Source organism: Microbacterium deferens, from assembly GCF_045517775.1.
In the GTDB taxonomy this organism is placed as follows: Bacteria; Actinomycetota; Actinomycetes; order Actinomycetales; family Microbacteriaceae; genus Microbacterium.
The window spans coordinates 328493-349831 of record NZ_JBEUWT010000001.1; the positions used below are offsets into that span (position 1 = coordinate 328493).

At 69.5% G+C, this 21339-nt stretch carries 22 protein-coding genes; 4 read left to right on the forward strand and 18 right to left on the reverse strand.

Annotated elements, in window-relative coordinates; translation table 11 throughout:
• Positions 1-2 precede the first annotated feature (2 nt).
• From dprA to ABTU82_RS01610, 8 genes are all read right to left on the reverse strand, one after another.
• Positions 3-1190 (reverse strand): DNA-processing protein DprA, encoded by a 1188-nt coding sequence (dprA, locus tag ABTU82_RS01575; RefSeq protein ID WP_407173271.1) that lies wholly within the window; start codon positions 1188-1190, stop codon positions 3-5.
• On the reverse strand, positions 1190-2719 hold the full coding sequence (locus ABTU82_RS01580; RefSeq protein ID WP_407171257.1) for a YifB family Mg chelatase-like AAA ATPase: 1530 nt from the start codon (positions 2717-2719) through the stop codon (positions 1190-1192). Before ABTU82_RS01580 ends, dprA begins: the two co-directional genes overlap by 1 nt.
• On the reverse strand, positions 2716-3078 hold the full coding sequence (locus ABTU82_RS01585; RefSeq protein WP_116646370.1) for a YraN family protein: 363 nt from the start codon (positions 3076-3078) through the stop codon (positions 2716-2718). Before ABTU82_RS01585 ends, ABTU82_RS01580 begins: the two co-directional genes overlap by 4 nt.
• A gap of 102 nt (positions 3079-3180) precedes the next feature.
• Positions 3181-3504: a DUF2469 family protein gene (locus ABTU82_RS01590; protein WP_116646369.1), complete on the reverse strand. Its 324-nt coding sequence runs from the start codon at positions 3502-3504 to the stop codon at positions 3181-3183.
• A 47-nt stretch (positions 3505-3551) separates the two neighbouring features.
• Positions 3552-4211 (reverse strand): ribonuclease HII, encoded by a 660-nt coding sequence (locus ABTU82_RS01595; RefSeq protein WP_407171260.1) that lies wholly within the window; start codon positions 4209-4211, stop codon positions 3552-3554.
• Positions 4212-4233: 22 nt separating this feature from the next.
• Positions 4234-4992 carry a signal peptidase I gene (gene lepB / locus ABTU82_RS01600; protein WP_407171262.1) on the reverse strand — a complete coding sequence of 253 codons (759 nt, stop codon included), beginning with the start codon at positions 4990-4992 and terminating at the stop codon, positions 4234-4236.
• Positions 4993-5152: 160 nt separating this feature from the next.
• Positions 5153-5503 (reverse strand): 50S ribosomal protein L19, encoded by a 351-nt coding sequence (gene rplS / locus ABTU82_RS01605; protein ID WP_116646366.1) that lies wholly within the window; start codon positions 5501-5503, stop codon positions 5153-5155.
• Between the two features lie 158 nt (positions 5504-5661).
• Positions 5662-6150, reverse strand: coding sequence for an MFS transporter permease (locus ABTU82_RS01610; RefSeq protein ID WP_116646365.1), 489 nt, complete (start codon positions 6148-6150; stop codon positions 5662-5664).
• A 134-nt stretch (positions 6151-6284) separates the two neighbouring features.
• Between ABTU82_RS01610 and map the strand changes: the two genes are divergently transcribed.
• Entirely contained in the window at positions 6285-7067 is a 783-nt protein-coding gene (gene map / locus ABTU82_RS01615) for a type I methionyl aminopeptidase (protein WP_116646364.1), read from the forward strand.
• Positions 7068-7078: 11 nt separating this feature from the next.
• Here the strand turns inward: map and trmD are convergent, their stop codons facing one another.
• From trmD to rpsP, 4 genes are read right to left on the reverse strand one after another with little or no spacing between them, the layout of a single operon-like run.
• Positions 7079-7783: a tRNA (guanosine(37)-N1)-methyltransferase TrmD gene (trmD, locus tag ABTU82_RS01620; RefSeq protein ID WP_116646363.1), complete on the reverse strand. Its 705-nt coding sequence runs from the start codon at positions 7781-7783 to the stop codon at positions 7079-7081.
• Position 7784: 1 nt separating this feature from the next.
• Positions 7785-8456 carry a ribosome maturation factor RimM gene (gene rimM / locus ABTU82_RS01625; protein ID WP_116646362.1) on the reverse strand — a complete coding sequence of 224 codons (672 nt, stop codon included), beginning with the start codon at positions 8454-8456 and terminating at the stop codon, positions 7785-7787.
• A complete protein-coding gene (locus ABTU82_RS01630) occupies positions 8449-8679 on the reverse strand; it encodes an RNA-binding protein (protein ID WP_116646361.1) in 231 nt (76 codons plus the stop codon). The genes rimM and ABTU82_RS01630 overlap by 8 nt, the downstream gene beginning before the upstream one ends.
• A gap of 4 nt (positions 8680-8683) precedes the next feature.
• Complete coding sequence (gene rpsP / locus ABTU82_RS01635; RefSeq protein WP_116646360.1) at positions 8684-9097, reverse strand: 30S ribosomal protein S16; 414 nt, start codon at positions 9095-9097, stop codon at positions 8684-8686.
• A 193-nt stretch (positions 9098-9290) separates the two neighbouring features.
• Between rpsP and ABTU82_RS01640 the strand changes: the two genes are divergently transcribed.
• Positions 9291-10451: a glutamate--cysteine ligase gene (locus ABTU82_RS01640; protein ID WP_407171269.1), complete on the forward strand. Its 1161-nt coding sequence runs from the start codon at positions 9291-9293 to the stop codon at positions 10449-10451.
• Positions 10452-10549: 98 nt separating this feature from the next.
• Here ABTU82_RS01640 and ABTU82_RS01645 read toward each other — a convergent pair whose 3' ends face one another.
• From ABTU82_RS01645 to ABTU82_RS01655, 3 genes are all read right to left on the reverse strand, one after another.
• Positions 10550-11404, reverse strand: a complete 855-nt coding sequence (locus tag ABTU82_RS01645; protein ID WP_407171271.1) for a DUF559 domain-containing protein — start codon at positions 11402-11404, stop codon at positions 10550-10552.
• Positions 11405-11610: 206 nt separating this feature from the next.
• Positions 11611-13173, reverse strand: a complete 1563-nt coding sequence (gene ffh / locus ABTU82_RS01650; RefSeq protein ID WP_407171273.1) for a signal recognition particle protein — start codon at positions 13171-13173, stop codon at positions 11611-11613.
• Positions 13174-13236: 63 nt separating this feature from the next.
• Positions 13237-14217 carry a TetR family transcriptional regulator gene (locus ABTU82_RS01655; protein WP_407171275.1) on the reverse strand — a complete coding sequence of 327 codons (981 nt, stop codon included), beginning with the start codon at positions 14215-14217 and terminating at the stop codon, positions 13237-13239.
• A gap of 86 nt (positions 14218-14303) precedes the next feature.
• Between ABTU82_RS01655 and lipB the strand changes: the two genes are divergently transcribed.
• On the forward strand, positions 14304-14942 hold the full coding sequence (lipB, locus tag ABTU82_RS01660; RefSeq protein ID WP_116646356.1) for a lipoyl(octanoyl) transferase LipB: 639 nt from the start codon (positions 14304-14306) through the stop codon (positions 14940-14942).
• A 26-nt stretch (positions 14943-14968) separates the two neighbouring features.
• Positions 14969-15940: a lipoyl synthase gene (lipA, locus tag ABTU82_RS01665; RefSeq protein ID WP_407173273.1), complete on the forward strand. Its 972-nt coding sequence runs from the start codon at positions 14969-14971 to the stop codon at positions 15938-15940.
• Between the two features lie 64 nt (positions 15941-16004).
• Here the strand turns inward: lipA and ABTU82_RS01670 are convergent, their stop codons facing one another.
• The 3 genes from ABTU82_RS01670 to smc form a co-directional block, all read right to left on the reverse strand.
• On the reverse strand, positions 16005-16505 hold the full coding sequence (locus ABTU82_RS01670) for a DUF2004 domain-containing protein (protein ID WP_116646354.1): 501 nt from the start codon (positions 16503-16505) through the stop codon (positions 16005-16007).
• Positions 16506-16583: 78 nt separating this feature from the next.
• A complete protein-coding gene (gene ftsY, locus ABTU82_RS01675; RefSeq protein WP_116646353.1) occupies positions 16584-17456 on the reverse strand; it encodes a signal recognition particle-docking protein FtsY in 873 nt (290 codons plus the stop codon).
• A gap of 15 nt (positions 17457-17471) precedes the next feature.
• Positions 17472-20999 carry a chromosome segregation protein SMC gene (gene smc / locus ABTU82_RS01680; RefSeq protein ID WP_407171279.1) on the reverse strand — a complete coding sequence of 1176 codons (3528 nt, stop codon included), beginning with the start codon at positions 20997-20999 and terminating at the stop codon, positions 17472-17474.
• Positions 21000-21339 lie beyond the last annotated feature (340 nt).

Sequence of the window (21339 nt, forward strand, 5' to 3'; positions counted from 1 at the left end):
CGTCATCGGGTGGAGGGTGCTCGTCGCCACCCGTCCGCCCGCTCGAGAGCCTGCCCCGACAGCTCGGCGAGGGCGATCAACCCTTCCGCCTCCTGAGGTGCGATGCCGCTGCGCCGAGCGATCTCATCAGCGCTGCGTGACTGCCGGGTGCTCATGGCGTCGAGCACACGGGTCATCTCATCGGTGCGGGTCTCATCGAACGACAGAGTGGGTGCGTCGCTCAGGCCGAGCATCTCGCGCACGTCGCCGGCGCAGGTGACGAGCGCGCCGTCGAAGTCACGGATGACGCGATGGCACCCGGCGGATGACGCACTCGTGATCGCTCCGGGAACGGCCCCGAGGGGCCGGCCGAGGGCGGCCTCGTGCGCGGCGGTGTTCAGCGAACCGCTGCGCACACCTGCCTCGACGACGACGGTCGCGTCGGCCAGCGCCGCGATCAGCCTGTTCCTCGCGAGGAAGCGCCATTTCGTCGGGGGCGTTCCGCACGGGGTCTCCGCGAGGACTGCGCCGGAGCGCGCCGTCGCATCGATTAAAGCGGCATGACCCGAGGGGTAGGGCCGATCCACTCCCCCGGCCAGCAGAGCCACCGTCCGCCCACCGACGTGGAGCGCGGAGCGATGCGCGACGCCATCGATGCCGTATGCGGCACCGGAGACGATCGTGATCCCGGCCGATGCGAGCTCCGCCGCGAGTTCCCCGGCCACGTGTTCGCCGTAGGCGGTCGCTGCGCGCGCCCCCACGATGGCGACCGTTCGCCGGTCGTCGGCGACGAGCGCGGTGTCGCCCCGCGACCACAGCACGAACGGCCCGTGGACGCCGAGGTCGGCAAGACGGCCCGGCCACCCGGGGTCGCCGGGGAGGATCAGGCGAGCACCCGTCCGACGCGCGGACTCGACGGCCGCCCGCACAGCCGTCGCGTCGCCGCGGGTTTTCCACCGGGCGAGGCCCTTCGCCAGATCGGACGCATCGATGCCGTCCGTCGTCAACGACTGACCCGCGACCAGGCGCCGCAGAGCCTCGGCGGCGCCCCACTGCTCCACGACGCGTCCGGCCACTCCGTCGCCGGGCTCGACGACGACCCCCCAGATCAACCGAGCGAAGGCGTCCATGAGCGTCGCATCGTCGTCGTCGACCTCGCGCACGCCCGAGAGCGTCGCACGGGCGGACGCGGCGGTCACCTCGATCCGCATCACGCCGGCACTCCCTTCTTCAGGTACAGCGCGCGACCGACGTCGCCCACGTCGATGGCTCCGCGCCCCGCCAGATCAGCCAGCGACCATGCCACGCGCAGCACGCGGTCGTAGCCCCGCAGCGTCAGCATCCCCCGATGCAACGCCGCGTCGATCGGGCGCCTCACCACCGGGGCCGGGGCCAGCGGCCCCTGCCGCAACCACGAGCCGGGCACCTCGGCGTTGCGCCGCCACGGGGTGTCACGCAGCCGGAGGGCTGCCCTCGCCCGGGCCTCGCCCACCTTCTCGCGTGCGGCGGAGGTCGTCATCGACCCACCGAGCGAAGGATCGTTGCGGGCGACGACCACTCGTCGCATCGATAACTCGATATCGATGCGATCGAGCAGCGGCCCGGACAGCCGCGAGAAGTAGCGCCGAATAGCTTGGGGCGGGCAGACGCACTCCGCCCCGGGCACGGCGAAGTTTCCGCACGGACAGGGGTTCGTGGCGACGACCAGCTGGAACCGGGCGGGGTACGCGGCTGTGATTCCGGAGCGATGGATGACGATCGACCCCGACTCCAGAGGCTGGCGCAGCGCGTCGAGCGCGCTCGAGGCGAACTCCCCCGCCTCGTCGAGGAAGAGCACCCCCTCACTCGCACGGGCGATCGCGCCGGGACGAACGATCTTCGATCCGCCGCCGACCAACGCGGCGATGCTCGTGCTGTGATGCGGCGACTCGAAGGGTGGCACCCTCGAGAGCCGGGTCACCGGCTCGCCCGAGAGCGACCGCACCGAACCGACGGCCAGCGCGGCGGCCTCGTCGAGGGGAGGCAGGATGCCGGGGAGACGCTGCGCGAGCATCGTCTTGCCCGCGCCGGGTGGTCCGCTCATGAGCAGATGGTGCCCTCCCGCCGCGGCGACGAGCAGCGCGTCGATCGCCTCGCGCTGGCCGATCACGTCAGCGAGTTCCGGCACCTCGTCGGCGGAGACCTGTTCGCGGGCCAACGCCACCGGCTCTACCGCGGGGATGTCGATGTCGAGCCCGTGCCACCGCACGACCTCGGCGAGGCAGCTCGCACCGCACACCTCGATCCCGTCGACGAGCTCGGCCTCCGCGAGGTTGGCGCGAGGCACGACCACACGTCGAATCCCGGCGCGTGCCGCCGCCGCGACTGCGGGGAGAACGCCCGGGACCGGACGCAGACGCCCGTCGAGACCGAGTTCGCCCAGATGTACGGTCGACGCGACGCCCGCCGCATCCATCTCACGTTCCGTCGCAAGCGCCGCGACAGCGATGGCGACGTCGAAGCCGGATCCCTGTTTCGGCAGGCTGGCGGGAGAGAGGTTCACGGTGAGGCGCCGTCGCGGAAGCGCCAGGCCCCTGTTCACGCAGGCGTTGTGCACGCGTTGCACGGCCTCGCCGAGCGACTTGTCGGGGAGGCCGATGATCACGAACTTCGGCGTCTGCTCCGACAGGTCGGCCTCGACCTCGACGATCGCTCCTTCGAGGCCGTTGAGCGCGACCGACAGAGTGCGTGCGACGCTCACAGCGCGTCTTCCAGGTGCTCGAGCACGCCCGTCGCGGGATCCGCCCCGGTGATCGCGATCGCGTCGAGACGAAGCCTGCGCCCCCGGGCCTCCTGCGGGTGCGCGGCGATCCACGCTGCCGCGAGACGCCAGAGCCGCGTGGCCTTCCGGTCGTCGATGGCCTCGAGGGGGTGGCCGAACGCCAGTGACCGCCGGGTCTTGACCTCGACCACCGCCAGCGTCCGTTCGCGGACGGCGACGATGTCGACCTCCCCCTGGGAACACCGCCAGTTGCGGTCGATGATCCGGTATCCGAGGGTGATCAGGTGGTCGGCGGCGCGCTGTTCACCGGCGCGTCCGAAATCGTCCTTGGCTGCCATGCCCCCATGGTGCGCGGAGCGGGGAGCTCAGACGGGGCTTCTCCGACGAGCTGTGGGCGCAACGGATGATCCGCCTCCTGGGGAGGAACGGATGCTGCGGCGTCAGCTGTCGAGCGAGAGTTCCTCGGGCAGCTGGAAGTCCCGCCGCGAAAGCTCCTCGACGTTCACGTCCTTGAACGTGAGCACGCGCACCGACTTCACGAACCGGTCGGCCCGGTAGATGTCCCAGACCCAGACGTCGGTCATCGAGATCTCGAAGTAGAAGTCGTGCTCGGTATCGCGACGAACGACGTTCACCTCGTTCGCAAGGTAGAACCGCCGCTCGGTCTCGATCACGTACTGGAACTGCAAGACAACGTCGCGGTACTCCCGGTAAAGGGCGAGTTCGAGTTCGCGGTCATAATCCTCGAAAGCATCGTCATCCATGGTTGCTCCATCCTACGGGCGCGCGCGTGCGCCCGGCACAGCGGGGGTCAGAAGAGCGTCGGTGCGTCTGCGATGGCCCAGGAGTGCCGGTGATGGGCGCTGAGGCCGTTCGTGGATATCGCCTCGCGGTGGTCGAGACTCGCGTATCCCTTGTTCCGCGCCCAGTGGTACGCGGGCAGGTCGTCGTGCAACGTCACCATCAGCGCATCCCTCGCGACCTTGGCGATCACGGAGGCGGCGGCAGCGCTGGCGCAGTCGCGGTCTGCCTTGATGATCGGCGTGACGCGCAGCCCCTGGGCACCGGCGGGGGTGATGTAGTCGTAGTTGCCGTCGAGGATCACGATCGCCGTCTCGGGCACGACCCCGTGTGCGCGCAGGTCGGCCAGTGCCCGGACGGCGGCGAGACCGAGCGCCGCCATGATCCCGATCTCGTCGATCTCGACCGAGCTCGCCCACCCCACCGCGCTCTCCGACACCCACGATGCCGCCCGAGCGGCGACGTCGGCACGCCGGGGTTCAGGAACCAGCTTGGAGTCGCGTAGCCCTGCCGGGATGCGTGTGCGTGACAGAGCGGGGTCGACGACCGCAGCACCGACGGCGACAGGACCCGCAAGGGCGCCCCTCCCGACCTCGTCGCAGGCGATCACCAGGGGGTAGTCCTTGAGCAGCCGACGCTCCAGCGTCAGACGCGGCTCGATGACGGTCACGACGCCGTCTCCGGGGGGAGCGTCACGGCGCGGCCTCCGGCGCAGGCACCCCCGCGAACACCTCGTGGTGGAAGTCGATCAGCCCGAAGCGGTCGAAGGGCCAGGTGATGAGGAACGCGCGACCCACGACGTTGTCGACGGGAACGAACCCTCCCCCGGGCTGATCCTGGTGGAAGCGGGAGTCCTGCGAGTTGTCGCGGTTGTCGCCCATCACCCAGATCGAGCCGTCGGGCACCGTCACGTCGTACTCCATGACATCGGGCGCTGTCTTGCCGGGGAGGAGGTTCAGGTAGGCGGTCTCGTCGATCGCCTGCCCGTTCACCGTCGTCTGCCCGAGGGCGTTGCAGCAGACGACGTGGTCGCCGCCGACGCCGATGATGCGCTTGATCAGGTGCTCGTCGCTGTCGGGGGCCGCGAGGCCCACGAGCGAGAGCACCCACTCCACGCTCTCGGTGAAGGGCGAGACGGGCACCTGGGGCGCCTTCTCGAGCCAGCCGCCGGGATCGCGGAAGACGACGACGTCACCACGGTCGTACCCGCCGAAGCGCGGGGTGATCTCATCGACGAGGATGCGGTCGTTCTCGATCAGCGTCTGATTCATCGACGCCGACGGGATGTAGAACGAACGCACGAGGAAGGTCTTGACGAGGAACGACACCAGCAGCGCGATCAGAACGATGACCACGACGTCTCGCAGGAACGTCAACCATCCACGACGCGGTTTGTCCTCCGCTAGAACGGGGGCCGTTTCGTCGGCGGGGGCGGCCTGGTCACTGCTCATGGGATGCCTCACTCGGCTCGCCGCCGTTCGGGAACCGCACACACAAGGTTCGCACACGCTCCGCCGCCTGCGGTGCACCGGACCGCCCATCTCGACCGATGTCGGACGGGGGTACGACGAACGCCCCGGGCATCAGCCCGGGGCGTTCGAGAGAAGCGACTCAGCGAGCGTCGCGCTTCTCCTTGATCTTGGCCTTCTTGCCGCGGAGGTTGCGGAGGTAGTAGAGCTTCGCGCGACGCACGTCACCGCGCGTGACGACCTCGATGTGGTCGATCACGGGGCTGTGCACGGGGAAGGTGCGCTCCACGCCCACCTGGAAGCTGATCTTCCGGACCGTGAAGGTCTCGCGAACACCGTCGCCGGAGCGGCCGAGCACGATGCCCTGGAAGACCTGGATACGGGAGCGGTTGCCCTCCGTGATGTTGACGTGGACCTTCACGTTGTCGCCGGGGGCGAAGGTCGGGATGTCGGTGCGGAGCGAAGCCGCGTCGACTGCGTCGAGGATCTGCATGATCGTCTCTTCCTGCGGCCGCCACAGGTCGACAGCATGATGTGTTCAAGAATGGGATGACGCGTCCGTGCCGCGAATGCGGCGGGTTCCCCTGTGGCAGAACCGGTCAGGACACAAACGACTATTCTGCCACGGATGCGGCAGCGGTCCAAAACCCCCTACGACTGGTGAGGGCGCTCCTCGAGGACGACGACCGTCGGATCGGCTCTCGGGGTGGACGACGGCCGCGTCGGCGGAATGTACCCGGTGCCGTCAGCTGTGCGCAGGAGCATGACCGATGCCCGGCTCTCGCGCCAGAGTTGCGCGACGCTCGCCCAGAAGACCCCCACCGCCGCGAGAATCGCCAGGACGAGCGAGAGAGCGAACCACGACGAGAAGAATCCCGTCGCGATGATCAGCGCGTGCCAGACCGAGAACGCCAGGACGTCCCACCACGACACGGCGCGCTCCGCACGAACGCTCCCGCGGGAGCGGACGAGCAGAGCGAGCACGGTCTGCCCGACCAGCACCGACGGCGCGGCGATGAACAGCACCCAGAGGAAGGCGAGCCCGCCCGCCTGGAACACACCCCACCCGACGAGAAGCCAGAGGGGCAGCACCACGGCAGCCGGGAAGAGCCAGTGGAAGAACAGCCGTCGGAGCCACATGCTTCGATGCTACGCGGCGGTCTCGACGTCTCTGCCGTTGCAGGGCGAGCCCGAAGCATCCTCTCGGATTCGCGCCGTGACGAATAGGTCGCACGGTCGTGTCGCGGAAGAATAGAGCGGTCGAAAGGACACCCATGATCGAACTGCGCACCCCGGCCGAGATCGACGCCATGCGCCCGGCGGGTCGCTTCGTCGCCGAGACGCTCGCCGCACTCCGCGATGACACCAAGGTCGGCACGAACCTCCTCGCCATCGACCGCCGCGCGCACGAACTGATCCGGCGCGCCGGCGCAGAGTCCTGCTACATCGACTACCACCCCTCGTTCGGCGCGAGCCCGTTCGGCAAAGTCATCTGCACATCGATCAACGACGCCGTGCTGCACGGACTCCCCCACGACTACGCCCTCCGCGACGGCGACCTGGTCTCGCTCGACTTCGCCGTCGCGATCGACGGATGGGTCGCCGATTCGGCGGTCTCGTTCGTCGTCGGAACCCCGCGCGACGAGGACCTCGCCCTCATCGACACCACCGAGCGCGCCCTCGCCGCCGCCATCGACGCGGCTGTGGTGGGCCAGAAGATCGGCGACATCTCGTCAGCGATCGCCGCCGTCGCCCACGCGGACGGCTACTCGATCAACACCGACTTCGGCGGCCACGGTGTCGGCCGGGTCATGCACGGCGATCCTCATGTGCCCAACGACGGAAAAGCCGGACGCGGATACCCGCTGCGCGAGGGGCTGGTCGTCGCACTCGAACCGTGGTTCCTGGCCACCACCGACAAGCTCGTCACCGACGCAGACGGCTGGACCCTGCGCAGCGCCGACGGTTCACGCGGGGCGCACGCCGAGCACACCGTGGCCATGACGTCCGACGGCCCGATCGTCCTGACCGACCGCTCGTTCCTCGGCGTCGACTGACGCGCGGAAGGCTACTCGGGCAGCAGGTCGGGACGACGCTCGCGCGTCCGCTCGATCTGCTGCTCGCGACGCCACGCGGCGATCGCCCCGTGATTGCCGCTGAGCAGGATCGGCGGCACCTCCCGCTCGCGCCATGAAGCGGGCTTCGTGTACGACGGGTACTCCAGCAGGCCGTCCTCGTGCGATTCCTCGACAAGGCTCGCCGGGTTGCCGACGACGCCCGGCACGAGACGGCCGATGGCCTCGATCATCGCCATCGACGCCACCTCTCCCCCGTTGAGCACGTAATCGCCGAGACTCACGAGCCGCACGCGGCCGATCGTCTCCGCGTACGAGAACACACGCTCGTCGATCCCCTCGTAGCGACCGCAGCCGAACACGAGGTGGGACTCCTGGGCGAGCTCGCGAGCCGTGGCCTGAGTGAAGACCTCCCCCGCGGGCGAGGGGAAGATGATGACCGGATGCTGCGCCGTGGGGTCGTCGCCGGCATCCGCCACGATCGAATCCAGCGCTGCGCCCCAGGGCTCGGGCTTCATCACCATGCCGGCGCCGCCGCCGTAGGGCGTGTCGTCCACCGTCCGGTGACGATCGTGCGCCCAGGAGCGCAGATCGTGCACACGTACGTCGAGAATGCCCGCGCCGCGGGCCTTGCCGAGGAGCGATACCTCGAGAGCGTCGAAGAAGGCGGGGAAGATCGTGACGACGTCGATGCGCACGTCAGCGGTCCGTGTCGTCGCCCTCGGAGGACTCGGTCGCCGCCGGCTCCGCCACGTCGGCCTTGCCGGCGGCCGTCTCGGATTCGTCGGACTCGAGCTCCTCGAACAGACCTGCCGGAGGGGTCACGATGACGCGCCCCGCGGAGATGTCGACCTCGGGCACAATCGCCTTCACGAAGGGGACGAGGATCTCGTCGTCGGCGGCGCCCGCGGGGCGCACGGCGAGCAGATCCTGCGAGGGGAGATGATCGACGCGGATCACGCGGCCCACGACGGCACCGTCACGCACGACGTCGAGGCCGACCAGCTGGTGGTCGTACCAGGCGTCGTCCTCGACGGGGGCGGACTCAGCATCCTCGTCGATCCAGAGGATGGCGCGAACCAGCTCTTCGGCTCCGCTGCGGTCGTCGACGCCCTCGAAGAAGGCGACCGGGTGGCTGTTCATCCAGCGGAACTCGCGCACGGTGAGCGGCTTGCCGTGCCACGGCGACGACTCGGGAACCTGGAGCGTGAAGGTCGACCCTGGCGCGAAACGACCGTCGGGGTCGTCGGTGTAGAGCTCGATCTTGAGGGCACCCTTGAGCCCGTGCGCCTTGACGAGGCGACCCACGCGCAGCTGGGTGCGGGCCGGACGCGGGGAGTGCGCGCGGCCTTCGGCGGGCACGTCAGTCATCGGCGACGTCGACCCGCACGCGGCGACCGTCGGCGAGAGCGCCGACGACCGTCCGCAGGGCTTTGGCCGTGCGTCCGCCGCGCCCGATCACGCGACCCCGGTCATCGGGGTGGACGTGCACCTCCAGCACGTCACCGCGAGGCGACGTGGAGGAACGGATGGACACGGCGTCGGGGTGATCCACGATCCCCTTGACGACGTGCTCGAGCGCGGCGGCGAGCAACGGCTTACTCGGAGGCGGACGCCGCGTCGGCGTCGCCCTCAGCGTCGGCCGGGGCCGCGGCGGGCTTGTCGGCCTTGGGCTTGATGACCGACTTCTTCGAGGAGTCGACCTCGAAGGGGACCTTCTCGGCCTTGGTCTTCAGCGTCGACGTCGCGTTCGCGTCGCCCTTGAAGGTGCCCCAGTCGCCGGTGATCTTGAGGATCGCGAGCACCTGCGGGCTCGGCTGAGCGCCGACGCCGAGCCAGTACTGCGCGCGCTCGGAGTCGACCTCGATGAACGAGGGCTCCTCGGTGGGGTGGTACTTGCCGATCTCTTCGATGACACGGCCGTCGCGCTTGGTGCGCGAGTCGGCGACGACGATGCGGTAGTACGGCGCACGGATCTTGCCCAGGCGCTTGAGACGGATCTTTACAGCCACGATTCTCCTGAATGTGTGGAAAGCGAACGAACCGAACGCCTGGAGAGTGGGGTGCACACCCGGCGGAAGCTCAAATAGGTGGACCGGGAACTGGATAGAGGGTCGAGTACCGGGTCCGACCCTCTATTCTGCCAGATGACGGCGCGTGCCGCGAAACGACGGCTCGCGGATCGCGGGATGTCAGAATGTGGCCATGACGGTGCCCTTCGCGACATCCCCCCGTTCGACGGTCGGGATCGAGTGGGAACTCATGCTCGCCGACGCGGATACGGGCGACCTCGTCCCGCGCGCGCCCGAGATCCTGGATGCGCTGGAGGACTCCACGGCGCTCGAGCGCTTCACCGTCACGGGCGAGCTCCTGACGAACACGGTCGAGATCACGAGCGGTATCGGCGACACGGTCGCCGCGGCCGTCGATGACGTCGCGGACGCGATCGCCGCCGTCCGGGCCGAGACCGAGCCGCGCCATCTGGAGCTGCTCTGCGCCGGCAGCCACCCCTTCGCGCAGTGGTACGACCAGCAGGTCACCGACAAGACCCGGTACGAGAGCCTCATCGAGCGCACCCAATGGTGGGGGCGCAACATGATGATCTGGGGCATCCATATCCACGTCGGCGTGGAGGACGTCAACAAGGTGCTGCCGATCATCGGCGCCCTCACGACCTACCTGCCGCATCTGCAGGCGCTCTCGGCCTCCAGTCCGTTCTGGGCGGGCGAGCGCACCGGCTACGCATCGAATCGCGCATTGGTCTTCCAACAGCTCCCGACGGCCGGACTCCCCTGGCCGCTCGACGACTGGGCGCAGTTCGAGGGCTATCTCGACGACATGGCGCGCACCGGCGTGATGGCCGATGCGTCCGAGGTGCGCTGGGACATCCGCCCTGCGCCGCGCTGGGGAACGATCGAGGTGCGTGCCTGCGACGGCATGTCGACCCTTCCCGAGCTTGCCGCCGTCGCCTCGCTGGTCCAGACGTTGGTCGAGCAGTTCTCGCGCGATCTCGACGAAGGGCGGGAACTCCCCCGCATCCAGCCGTGGTTCGCCCGGGAGAACAAGTGGCGAGCGGCACGCTACGGGCTCGACGCCAGGGTCATCGTCGACGCGGACGGACGCGAAGAGCCCGTCGTCGAGCACCTGCACGAGACGATCGATCGGCTGCGCGATGTCGCGTCGGAGCTCAAGTGCGCGCGCGAGTTCGAGGGCCTGCAGACGATCCTCGCCACCGGCGGCAGCTCCGCGCGCCAGATCGCGGTCGCCGACGCGGCCGACGGCGATCTCCGCCAGGTCGTTCAGCACCTGATCCGCGAGTTCCGGGGCGGACCCACGCTGCGCGAGCACCTGCTGTCATCGCTGTAGCGCGCAGCATCCGCCCCTCCCTGCGCCGAAAGCAGGAGATGGCGCCGACGAAGGACGATCTGCGGCGAAACGTCCTACCCTCGCGCCGGGTCCTACGCTCAGAACCTCGGCGGTGCGAGGTGCAGCCCCTGCGCCACCGCGAGGAGGAGTGTTCGCTCAACGAACGCCCAGTCGAACATGACCTGATACCAGTCGAACCGCAGCGTGGTGAAGCCGCGGAGCGCGAGCCTGGCGTCGGCTCGGATATCGCGCCGGCGATCCTGCGCGTTCGAGTGGTGCGCGAATCCGTCGAGCTGCACGAGCAGGCGTTCTCCGATGACGGCGTCGAGCGGATGCCCGTCTATCCACACTTGCTGGCGCACCGCGAGCCCGAGGGCCCGCACGCCATGCACGAAGATCGACTCGAGTCCGGAGTCGCTGAGCGCCGACAGATGCTCGGCGATGTCTGCGGCGGCCGTCGACCTCCACATCACGCGTGCGAGCTCGGAGGGCTCGACCATGCCCAGCCGAACCGCCGATTCCCACACCGCGAATGCGTCTCGACGCGACTGACACCGAGCGACGTGGAACAGCACGTCGATGAGGGGGTCTTCGACGCAGTGGGGAGGCACGGGCATGGGCCCATTCCCCCAGTGAACGACGAGCGACCCTCCTTCCACGCGCGAGGCGGTGGGTTTGACCGCCACATGGACGAGTCCGTCGCTGGGCGGAACCCAGAGGCCCCATCGGGCCGCGGCGCTGACACACGTGAGACGACCACCGACCTCGATGGCCGACCTCGCTACGGCATCAGCATCACGCGTCACCAGCCACGACCGACGCACCCGGTCTACGCGGCCGGCCGCCACCGCGTCGGCCATGGCGCGCTGAGAATACCCCGCGCCCCGGGCGGTGGCGGAATGTGCGATCCCGCCGTTCTCTCGGAGCCACGCGGTGAAGGGAGGACGACGCATCCCGCTACGTTCGCTCACGACGGGCCCCGGTGACGGCGCCAACCGGTGCCGCCGTGGAGAACTGTCGTTCTCAGCGTGCTGGGGAGGACGAGCCGGGCGCGATCAGCCGTGCCCGGCGTAGGTCATGGCGCGGAGGTAGGACGACACGCGGAGAAACGGCCTGTGTGCGCGCCATCTCCTACGTTCGAGACGGCGCATGCGACGCGTCAGCCGCGGCCGAGCATCTTCTGCAGCTCGGCGAGGTCGGCCTCCGACGGAGCGGCGCCCTTGGCACCACCGAGGCCGAAACCCGACCCCGCCGGAGCGGCGGGGGCGGATGCGGCGATGCCGGCGTTCTCGGCGGCGCGCTTGGCCGGGTTGCCCGATCGCGACCCCTTCGCCTTCTGCTGCTTGCCTCGCTTGGAGGAGGCTCCCGGACGCCCCGCTCCGGGAACCGGACCCATGCCCGGGATGTTGGGCACCCCGCCGCGGGCCATCGTCTTCATCATCTTCGCGGCCTGATCGAAGCGCTGTACGAGCGCGTTCACGTCGGTGACGGTCATGCCCGAACCGCGCGCGATGCGCAGGCGCCGCGAACCGTTGAGAAGCTTCGGATTGCGACGCTCGGCGATCGTCATCGAACGGATGATCGCCTCGGTACGATCGATCTCGCGCTCGTCGAAGTTCTCCATCTGCTGCTTCATGGAGCCCATACCCGGGAGCATCCCGAGCATCTTCTTCATCGAGCCCATCTTCTTCATCTGCTGCATCTGCTCGAGGAAGTCCTCGAGGGTGAAGGTCGAGGTCGCGAGCTTCTCGGCGACCTTCATCGCCTCTTCCTCGTCGAAGGCCGACTGGGCCTGCTCGATGAGGGTCAGGATGTCACCGAGGTCGAGGATGCGGCTCGCCATGCGGTCGGGATGGAACGGCTCGAGGTCGTCGAGGCCCTCACCGGTCGACGCGTAGATGATCGGACGGCCGGTGACCGAGGCCACCGACAGAGCCGCTCCACCGCGCGCATCGCCGTCGAGCTTGGACAGCACCACTCCGGTGAAGTCGACGCCCTCCTGGAAGGCCTTGGCGGTGTTGACGGCGTCCTGACCGATCATCGCGTCGATGACGAACAGCACCTCGTCGGGATCGGTCGCCTTGCGGATGTTCGAGGCCTGCTTCATCAGCTCGGCGTCGACGCCGAGGCGGCCGGCCGTGTCGATGATGACGACGTCGTGCTGCTGGCGTCGCGCGTGCTCCACGCCCGCCTTCGCGACCTTCACCGGGTCGCCGACGCCGTTGCCCGGCTCGGGGGCGAAGATCGTCGCACCGGCCTGCTGCGCGACGACCTGCAGCTGGTTGACGGCGTTCGGACGCTGGAGGTCGGCGGCGACGAGGAGCGGGGTGTGACCCTCCTTCTCGAGCTGCTTCGCGAGCTTTCCGGCGAAGGTCGTCTTACCCGACCCCTGGAGACCCGCGAGCATGATCACGGTCGGCGGGTTCTTCGCGAACTGCAGCCGACGCTGCTGCCCGCCGAGGATGCCCACGAGCTCCTCGTTGACGATCTGCACCACCTGCTGAGCCGGGTTCAGCGCCTTGTTGACCTCATCGCCCAGGGCGCGTTCACGCACGGATGCGGTGAAGTCCTTGACCACGGGCAGAGCGACGTCGGCGTCGAGGAGGGCGCGACGGATCTCGCGCACGGTCCCGTCGACGTCCGCGGGCGTGAGCTTGCCCTTGGTGCGGAGGTTGCGGAACGTCTCTGTGAGACGGTCGGAGAGCGTGCCGAAAGTAGCCATGATCCGACAAGTTTACGCGAGCGGATGCGGCGCGCCGGCGTGGGCGCGTAGCATCCGCCGCTGCTACGCCGGATCCTCGTCGAAGAGCGTCAGCTGCAGATCGGCCGGGCCTCGCAGGCGACTGTTCAGAGAACCCCACGGGGTGACGCGTGGCGAGGCGATCACGCTCGCTCCGCCCTCCGCCAGCCGCTCGGTCGCCGCCGCACCGCCCGACACCTCGAGGCCCAGGCGGATGCGGTCGCTCGTGTCGCCGTCGGTCTCGACGCGATCGATCATCTCGACCTGAGCGGTGTTCGCCAGTTCGAGGGTCGCGACCCCGGCATCGAGGATCGTCACGCGCGCGTCGCCGTCGCCCTCGTACGCAGCCCTCTCGGGCATCCCCACGACGTCGCGGTAGAACGCCACCGCGGCTTCGTAGTCGTCGGCGCGGACGACGACGCGCAGTTGCCGCACCGCCCCTCCGCCACCGGCGGGCGCGACGGCCTCCAGCGCCCGCGACAGGATCGCGCCGAGCGGAGTGCGGCCCGCGCCGGAACCCGCCCATCGCGACAACGCCGCCAGCACCGCTCCCCCGTGCGCCGCACCCAGCACCTCGGCGCGCAAGGGATCGACACCCCCGGCGACGAGTCTCTCGGCGACCGCCCTCGCGATGCGCGCGCGCCGCACCGCCGACTCGCGCTCGATCTCGTCGGTGAGTCCCATCGTGTCGGCCTGCGCGAGCGCCAACGCCAGGGTGTCGGGATCGAATCCGTCGAGCAGATCCCTCAGCGCGCCACGGACCACCGCGTCGACGTCGCCGCCGTCGTGGTCGTGGTCGAGCGCTGCGTCCAGGCTCGCGACGCGCTCATCGAAGCCCGCCCAGAGCACATCGCTCTTGGTCGCGAAGTAGTTGAAGAAGCTGGAACGGCTCACTCCGGCGCGCGTCGTGATGTCGGCGACCGAGGTCTCGGCAAAGCCCTTCTCGAGGAAGAGCTCGGATGCCGCTTCCGCCAGGGTCTCTCGAGACGACGCGCGAGGTCGCCCCCCGCGCTGATCGGGTGCCATGTTCTCCAGGGTAGGCGCGTGGGCATGACCTCCACGCACCAGCGGAGGTTGTTAGACTCCATGCAACAACCCCGGCGGAGGTCGAGATGATCGAGATCCTCGAGGCGGGCCTTGCCCCGCACTACGTGCCCTACCCCGATGGGTGGGCACTGCAGCGACGCATCCACGCCGACGTACTCGCCGGAACCAGGGCCGACACGCTGATCGTGCTGGAGCACGAGAGCGTCTACACGGCGGGCACCCGCACGCAGGAGGCCGATCGCCCGCGCGACGGCATTCCCGTCGTGGATGTCGACCGGGGCGGACGCATCACGTGGCACGGCCCGGGGCAACTCGTCGGATACCCCATCGTGCGGCTGCCGGAGCCCATCGACGTCGTCGCGCACGTCCGACGCCTCGAGCGCGCGCTCATCGCCGCGCTGCGCCTCCACGGCGTCGACGGCCGTCAGGTCGAGGGACGCAGCGGCGTCTGGGTGCGTGGGCCGCTGTCCGACAACAAGATCGCGGCGATCGGAGTCCGCGTCGAGAAAGGCGTCACGATGCACGGGTTCGCCCTCAACTGCGACAATTCGCTCGCGCCCTTCCGTCAGATCGTCCCGTGCGGCATCTCGGATGCGGGCGTGACGACCGTGAGCGAGGTGGTGGGCGCAGCCGTCTCGCCGCGCGACGTCGTCGCAACGGTGACGACAGCATTCGCGTCCGAGTTCGCGGCGGTGGCCGCGTGAGCGTCGCCGCGCCGGAAGGGCGCAGGATGCTGCGCCTCGAGGTGCGCAACGCTCAGACCCCGATCGAGCGCAAGCCGGAGTGGATCAAGACCACCGCGCGCATGGGGCCCGAGTACACCGCGCTGCAGTCCCTCGTGAAGACGGAGGACCTGCACACCGTCTGCCAGGAAGCCGGCTGCCCGAACATCTTCGAATGCTGGGAAGACCGCGAGGCGACGTTCCTCATCGGCGGCTCGCAGTGCACCCGACGATGCGACTTCTGCCAGATCGACACCGGCAAGCCTGCCGATTACGACACCGACGAGCCGCGCCGCGTGGCGGAGAGCGTACAGCGCATGAACCTGCGCTACGCGACCGTCACCGGCGTCGCCCGTGACGACCTCCCCGACGAGGGCGCCTGGCTCCACGCCGAGACCGTGCGCCGTATCCACGCCGACAACCCGGGCACGGGCGTGGAGATCCTCGCCACCGACTTCTCCGGCAACCCGGTTCTTCTCGATGAGGTCTTCGACGCGCGTCCCGAGGTCTTCGCGCACAACGTGGAGACCGTGCCGCGGATCTTCAAGCGCATCCGTCCGGCCTTCCGCTACGACCGCTCGCTCGGCGTCCTCACCCGCGCCCGCGCGGCGGGCCTCATCACTAAGTCGAACCTCATCCTCGGCATGGGCGAAGAGCCGGCGGAAGTCGTGCAGGCGCTCCGCGACCTGCGCGAGGCCGGGACCGACATCATCACCATCACGCAGTATCTGCGACCCACTCCCCGCCATCTGCCGGTCGCGCGCTGGGTGAAGCCCGCCGAGTTCGTCGAGTTCAAGGAAGAGGCGGAGCGGATCGGATTCCTCGGGGTGCTGGCCGGCCCGCTCGTCCGATCGTCCTACCGCGCGGGTCGGCTCTGGGCGCAGTCGATGGTGTCGCTGGGCCGTGACATCCCGCCGCATCTCGCGCACCTGGCGAAGGACATCGCCTCCACCGACGAGGGCTTCGCCCAGGCGGTCTGAGTCCCTGCGCGCATCGGACCTGCGACGCGGAGGCGGGTCGGGGAGCGCCGCCCCGCGTGGACGATCAGTCGGCGCTGGTGACCGACTGCACGATGCCGTCCGAGCCGAGGTTGACCAGCAGCACGTCGTCGGTGGCCTCGGGGTCCAGCGCGTACTCGAGCACGGCGAAGGGATCGTCTCCCCCGTGCTCGTCGGCGAGGATCGTCATGCTCATGAGCTGCAGCGAGCGGATCACGTCGATCTGCGTGTCACCGGAGACGTCCACGAGCAGGTCGTCCAGTTCTTCGCCCAGGAGCTGCTGCTGCTGGAGGATGTACTCGATCACCTCGCTCGTGCGGTCGTCCAGCTCGGAGACCATCGCGTCGCGCGCCGTACGGTCGATGCCCTCCAGGGAGGAGACCATCCCGGCGGCGGCGTCGAGCGCCTCCTGCGAGACGTCGTCCTGGTCGGGAGCCGTCAGGTCGACCGTCACCGTCTGGTCACCGAACTCCACGTTCTCGGACCAGAAGATCGATCCGTCCGGACCCGACTCGAGGAGTCCGAAGAAGTCGTGCTCGATCGCCATGGCCCTATGAAACCAGTCCGGCGGTCACGACGGTAGTCGCCGCACCGCACACGGCCGGGCCCGCCCCGATGCCCGTCATCAATCGACCAGCGCCGAGGCGAAGACGTGCGGCGTGAAGCCCGTGAGATCTCCGATCCCCTCGCCCTGTCCGAGCAGTTTGACGGGGATGCCGGTGAGCTCCTGAACAGCGAGGACGAAGCCCCCGCGGGCCGACCCGTCGAGCTTCGTGAGCACGAGGCCGGTGACCCCGGCGCTGTCGAGGAAGGCCTGCGCCTGCATGAGACCGTTCTGCCCGGTCGTCGCGTCGAGCACGAGCAGCACCTCGCTGATCGGCGCCTGCTTCTCGATGACACGCTTGATCTTGCCGAGCTCGTCCATCAGCCCGCCCTTGGTGTGCAGGCGTCCCGCGGTGTCGACGAGCACGATCTCCGTGCCGGTCTCCTTCGCGTAGGTGATGGTCTGGAACGCGACGGATGCAGGATCCTGGCCCTCGTGCTGCGGGCGCACGATGGCGGCGCCCCCGCGCTCCGCCCAGGTCGCGAGCTGGTCGACGGCGGCCGCCCGGAAGGTATCGGCGGCTCCGACGACGACCGAGCGCCCGTACCGCTGCAGGAACTTGGCGAACTTGCCGATGGTCGTCGTCTTACCGACGCCGTTCACCCCCACCACGAGCACCACCGCGGGGCGCTCGGTGAGGCGGAGGGTCGTGTCGAACTTCGCGAAGTGCTCCTCGATCGTCTCGCGAAGCATCCGCTGAAGATCCTTCGGGTCGGTCGTGCGGAAGCGCTCGACCTTCTCGCGGAGCTCGTCGATGATGCGCTCGGTGACGTCTGGACCGAAGTCGGCGGTGATGAGCGCCGTCTCGAGGTCGTCCCACGTGGTCTCGTCGATCGTGGGTTTGACGAACATGCCGCGCAGAGCACGGCCGAGCGACCAGGGATTCTCAGCCATGCATCCAGCCTACGGTCAGCGAGCGGCGCGGTCGCCGACGCGCTGACCGACCACGGCGGAAACGCCGTCTTGGCGCATCGACACACCGTACAGCGCATCGGCGATCTCCATCGTGCGCTTCTGGTGCGTGATCACGATGAGCTGGCTGCTCTCGCGGAGACGCTCGAAGACGCCCAGGAGACGCCCGAGGTTCGCGTCGTCGAGAGCGGCTTCCACCTCGTCGAGGATGTAGAAGGGGCTGGGCCGCGCGGTGAAGATCGCCACGAGGAACGCCACGGCGGCCAGCGACCGTTCGCCGCCCGAGAGCAGTGAGAGCCGCTCGATCTTCTTACCCGCGGGGCGCACGGTCACCTCGATGCCGGTCGTCAACGGTGCGTCGGGATCGGTCAAGGCGACGCTGCCCGTTCCGCCGGGGAAGAGGATCGGGAAGATCTCGCCGAACGCGACCTTCATGTCGTCGAACGCCGCGATGAAGATCGTCTGCATGCGCTCGTCGAGCTCGTCGATGATCGTCATGAGGTCGGCGCGCGTCTGGGTCAGGTCGGTCAGCTGCTCGGTGAGGAAGGAGTGACGCTGCTCGAGCGCGGCGAACTCTTCGAGCGCGAGCGGATTCACGCGCCCCAGCTGACCCAGTTTGCGCTCGGCTTCCTGCAGTCTCCGACGCTGCGCCGCGCGGTCGAAGGGAACGGATGCTTCGTCCGCGGCGTCGTCGCTGTCTCGGCCGTCGGTCGGGATGGGCTGATCGGGGCCGTATTCGGCGATGAGAATATCCTCGCTGAGCCCCAGCTCCGAACCCACCCGCTCGAGGAGGCTGCCGGCGTGCAGACGCTTCTCGTGGATCTGCAGCTCGAGGCCGTGGACGCTCTCGGTCAATCCGGCGAGACGCTCCCTCACGGCCGTCTCCTGGGCGCGCACCCCCGCGAGCTCCGCGGTGACCGCGGTGCGCGCCGATTCGGCCTCGGCGAGTTCGACGCGCGCACGGCTGACGGAACGGTCGACGGAGTCGAGGAGGGCGGGGAGCTGCTGCGCGACGTCTGCCGCGATCTCGCGCTGCGCACGTCGGATGACGGCGCGCCGTGCGGCCGCCTCGGCAGCGGCGCGTTCGCGTTCGCGCTGGCTCTCGAGCTGGACGATGCGGGCCTCCCCGGCACGCACCCGCTCGCGGAGCGTCTCCACGTCGAGCCTCGCGCGCATCTCGCCGTCGCGCGCGGCCTCCAGCTCGGCGAGCATCCCGTCACGAGCGGATGCGTCGAGGATCGGACGCGGCGCCTCCTGCGCCGCCTCGAGGGCCTGCTGCGCAACCCGGGCCGCATCCTCGGCGCCGGTCACCGCGGCGGCGGCTTGCGCCAGCCCCGCGGCGAGTCGCTCGCACTCCGCGGCAGCCGCCTCGAAACGTACGGTCGCGCGGTTGACCTTCTCGGCCTGTGACGCGACATTGGCGTCATGCTCCCGCAGGGCGGCGAGCGTGTCCTTGGTCTTCTGGCGGGACTCCCGGTGCACGACGGTCGCATCGGCGAGGGCCTCGCGGAGCGAGTCGGCGACGACGACGATCTCCGACAGCCGAGCGGCCGCAGCATCCCGTTCGGCCGCGAGTTCCAGGCGCGAGCGGCCTTCGCCCGAACCGGCCCTGATCGTGTATGCGGTGACGGTCTCGCCGGTGCGCGTGACGATCGTCGCGTGCACGAGCTCGGCGGGCAGCGCCGCCGCCGCAGCACGCGCCGCGTCGAGGTCTTCGGCCACGAACACGTCGGCGAGGATCCCGAGCACACCCGCCGGCGCCGTGACCACCTCGCGGGCGGCGACGAGTCCGGCGGGCGCGGTGTTCGACGCCGCGGCGACCACGGGCTCGGCCACGGTGATGTCCACGACGCCGAGGTCGTCGTCACGGGCCGACGAGGCTGCCGAGAACGCGTCGTCCCACGCGTCGACGAGCAGTCCTTCCGCGAGCGTGCCGAGCGCCGCCGCGATGGCGGCCTCGAAGCCGGCGGTGACCTTGACGCTGTCGGCGAGCAGTCCCCGCACCCCGCGCCCACCCCGCGCGGCGAGTCCCGCGGCGGCATTGCGCACGTCGAGGGCTCTCCCGAGAGCCGTCGTCTGCGCGGTCAGCGACTCGACCTCGCGCTCCGCCGCATGCAGCCTCTCGCGCAGCGACTCCACCGTGCTCTCGGCCTCCGCCGCATCGCGTTGCGCGCGCTCATACGCGGCCGCGTGCTCGGCCACCGATTCCTCGGGCACGACCACGGGCTCGAGTGCCTCGAGCGCCTGTGCGGCCTCGTCCCGTCGAACGGTCGCCGCATCGAGGGCGCGCTGCTGTCGCTCGACACCGGCGAGCATCGCGGTCAACGCCGACGTCGCCGCCTCTGCGCGGCCGCGGAGGGCGGTCAGCCGCATGTCGTGCTCGGAGACGAGGGCGCTCTGCGCGGCGATGTCGGTGTCGAGGGCGTCCAACTCGGCTCGAGCGCGCGAGACCTCGCGGGTCGCGGCCGACGCCGCGTCCTGCGCATCGCCGAGTCCTTCGGCCAGCTCGTCGATCTCGGTCCGCACGTCGTCGATCGAGGCCTGCGACACTGTCGTCGCCATCGCCGACGGGTCGACGTCGTCGGAACCGAGAAGCGACAGACGCTGACCGGCGAGCGAGTAGAGCCCGCGCAGTCGCTCCTGGACCTGTTCGAGGGAGAACGCGACGCGGCGCGCGGCGTCGACGGCCTCGGAGCGCTGCTCCGCCTCCAGTCGGTCGACCCGGGCACGGATGTTCTCCGCCTGATCCTGGAGCACGAGTCTCTCTGTATGGCGCTCGTGCTCGGTGCGGGCGTGGTCCGCGAGCTCGCGACGGAGCGCGACCAGCTCGTCCGCGAACAGCCGCGCCTTGGCATCGCGCACGACGGCTGCGATCGTGGCGGCCTCCCGTGCGATCTCGGCCTGGCGCCCGAGGGGCTTGAGCTGCCGGCGCAGCTCGCCGGCGAGATCGCTCAGCCGCGTGAGGTTGGCTTCCATCGCCTCGAGCTTGCGAAGCGTCTTCTCTTTGCGGCGGCGGTGCTTGAGGATGCCCGCCGCTTCCTCGATGAATCCGCGGCGGTCTTCGGGCGTGGCCTGCAGCACGCTGTCGAGGCGGCCCTGCCCGATGATCACGTGCATCTCGCGCCCGAGGCCCGAGTCGCTCAGCAGCTCCTGCACGTCGAGGAGGCGGCAACTTTCGCCGTTGATCGCGTACTCGCTCGATCCGGTTCGGAAGAGGGTCCGGCTGATCGATACCTCGGAGTACTCGATGGGAAGCGCCCCGTCGGAGTTGTCGATCGTGAGCTGCACCTCCGCGCGACCGAGCGGGCCGCGCGTGGAGGTGCCGGCGAAGATGACGTCCTCCATTTTTCCGCCGCGGAGGGTCTTCGCGCCCTGCTCCCCCATGACCCAGGCAAGGGCGTCGACGACATTCGATTTGCCCGACCCGTTCGGACCGACGATGCAGGTGACGCCGGGCTCGAGGGCGAACGTCGTCGGCTGGGCGAACGACTTGAAGCCCTTGAGCGTGAGGCTCTTCAGATGCATGGCGTCGTCCTTCGGATCAACGCATCACGGTACCGGAAAGAGCGCCGCTCCCCTCCTCGGCGTCCCGCCGACCCACCGATGCTGATCGATGACACGCCCGAACTCCCGGCATTTCTGGGAATACGCTTGACGTTCGCTGTGCCACGCGAGTATCGTCTCACCCTGCTACGAGGTCGAAAGGAGGTCACCATGATCCAGCCCACATTTATGGATAGCGCGTTCCGCGTCCGCGCTGGGGTGACCCGTTCCTTCGTCGCCCTCCGCCCGACCGCCGGCTGACGCCTCGGTCTCTCCGTCGCCCTCCCCGGGCGCACGCTCGCGCTCCGCGTTCGAGCTCTCC

What these genes read in the sequence shown, in the direction of transcription:
- lepB (WP_407171262.1), bottom strand. Translation starts at nt 4,992, where the DNA reads ATGAGCAGTGACCAGGCCGCCCCCGCCGACGAAACGGCCCCCGTTCTA.
- dprA (WP_407173271.1), bottom strand. Translation starts at nt 1,190, where the DNA reads ATGCGGATCGAGGTGACCGCCGCGTCCGCCCGTGCGACGCTCTCGGGC.
- ABTU82_RS01585 (WP_116646370.1), bottom strand. Translation starts at nt 3,078, where the DNA reads ATGGCAGCCAAGGACGATTTCGGACGCGCCGGTGAACAGCGCGCCGCC.
- lipA (WP_407173273.1), top strand. Translation starts at nt 14,969, where the DNA reads ATGCTGCGCCTCGAGGTGCGCAACGCTCAGACCCCGATCGAGCGCAAG.
- ftsY (WP_116646353.1), bottom strand. Translation starts at nt 17,456, where the DNA reads ATGGCTGAGAATCCCTGGTCGCTCGGCCGTGCTCTGCGCGGCATGTTC.
- ABTU82_RS01670 (WP_116646354.1), bottom strand. Translation starts at nt 16,505, where the DNA reads ATGGCGATCGAGCACGACTTCTTCGGACTCCTCGAGTCGGGTCCGGAC.
- smc (WP_407171279.1), bottom strand. Translation starts at nt 20,999, where the DNA reads ATGCATCTGAAGAGCCTCACGCTCAAGGGCTTCAAGTCGTTCGCCCAG.
- ABTU82_RS01645 (WP_407171271.1), bottom strand. Translation starts at nt 11,404, where the DNA reads ATGCGTCGTCCTCCCTTCACCGCGTGGCTCCGAGAGAACGGCGGGATC.
- rplS (WP_116646366.1), bottom strand. Translation starts at nt 5,503, where the DNA reads ATGCAGATCCTCGACGCAGTCGACGCGGCTTCGCTCCGCACCGACATC.
- map (WP_116646364.1), top strand. Translation starts at nt 6,285, where the DNA reads ATGATCGAACTGCGCACCCCGGCCGAGATCGACGCCATGCGCCCGGCG.
- ABTU82_RS01610 (WP_116646365.1), bottom strand. Translation starts at nt 6,150, where the DNA reads ATGTGGCTCCGACGGCTGTTCTTCCACTGGCTCTTCCCGGCTGCCGTG.
- ffh (WP_407171273.1), bottom strand. Translation starts at nt 13,173, where the DNA reads ATGGCTACTTTCGGCACGCTCTCCGACCGTCTCACAGAGACGTTCCGC.
- rimM (WP_116646362.1), bottom strand. Translation starts at nt 8,456, where the DNA reads ATGACTGACGTGCCCGCCGAAGGCCGCGCGCACTCCCCGCGTCCGGCC.
- ABTU82_RS01590 (WP_116646369.1), bottom strand. Translation starts at nt 3,504, where the DNA reads ATGGATGACGATGCTTTCGAGGATTATGACCGCGAACTCGAACTCGCC.
- ABTU82_RS01640 (WP_407171269.1), top strand. Translation starts at nt 9,291, where the DNA reads ATGACGGTGCCCTTCGCGACATCCCCCCGTTCGACGGTCGGGATCGAG.
- ABTU82_RS01655 (WP_407171275.1), bottom strand. Translation starts at nt 14,217, where the DNA reads ATGGCACCCGATCAGCGCGGGGGGCGACCTCGCGCGTCGTCTCGAGAG.
- lipB (WP_116646356.1), top strand. Translation starts at nt 14,304, where the DNA reads ATGATCGAGATCCTCGAGGCGGGCCTTGCCCCGCACTACGTGCCCTAC.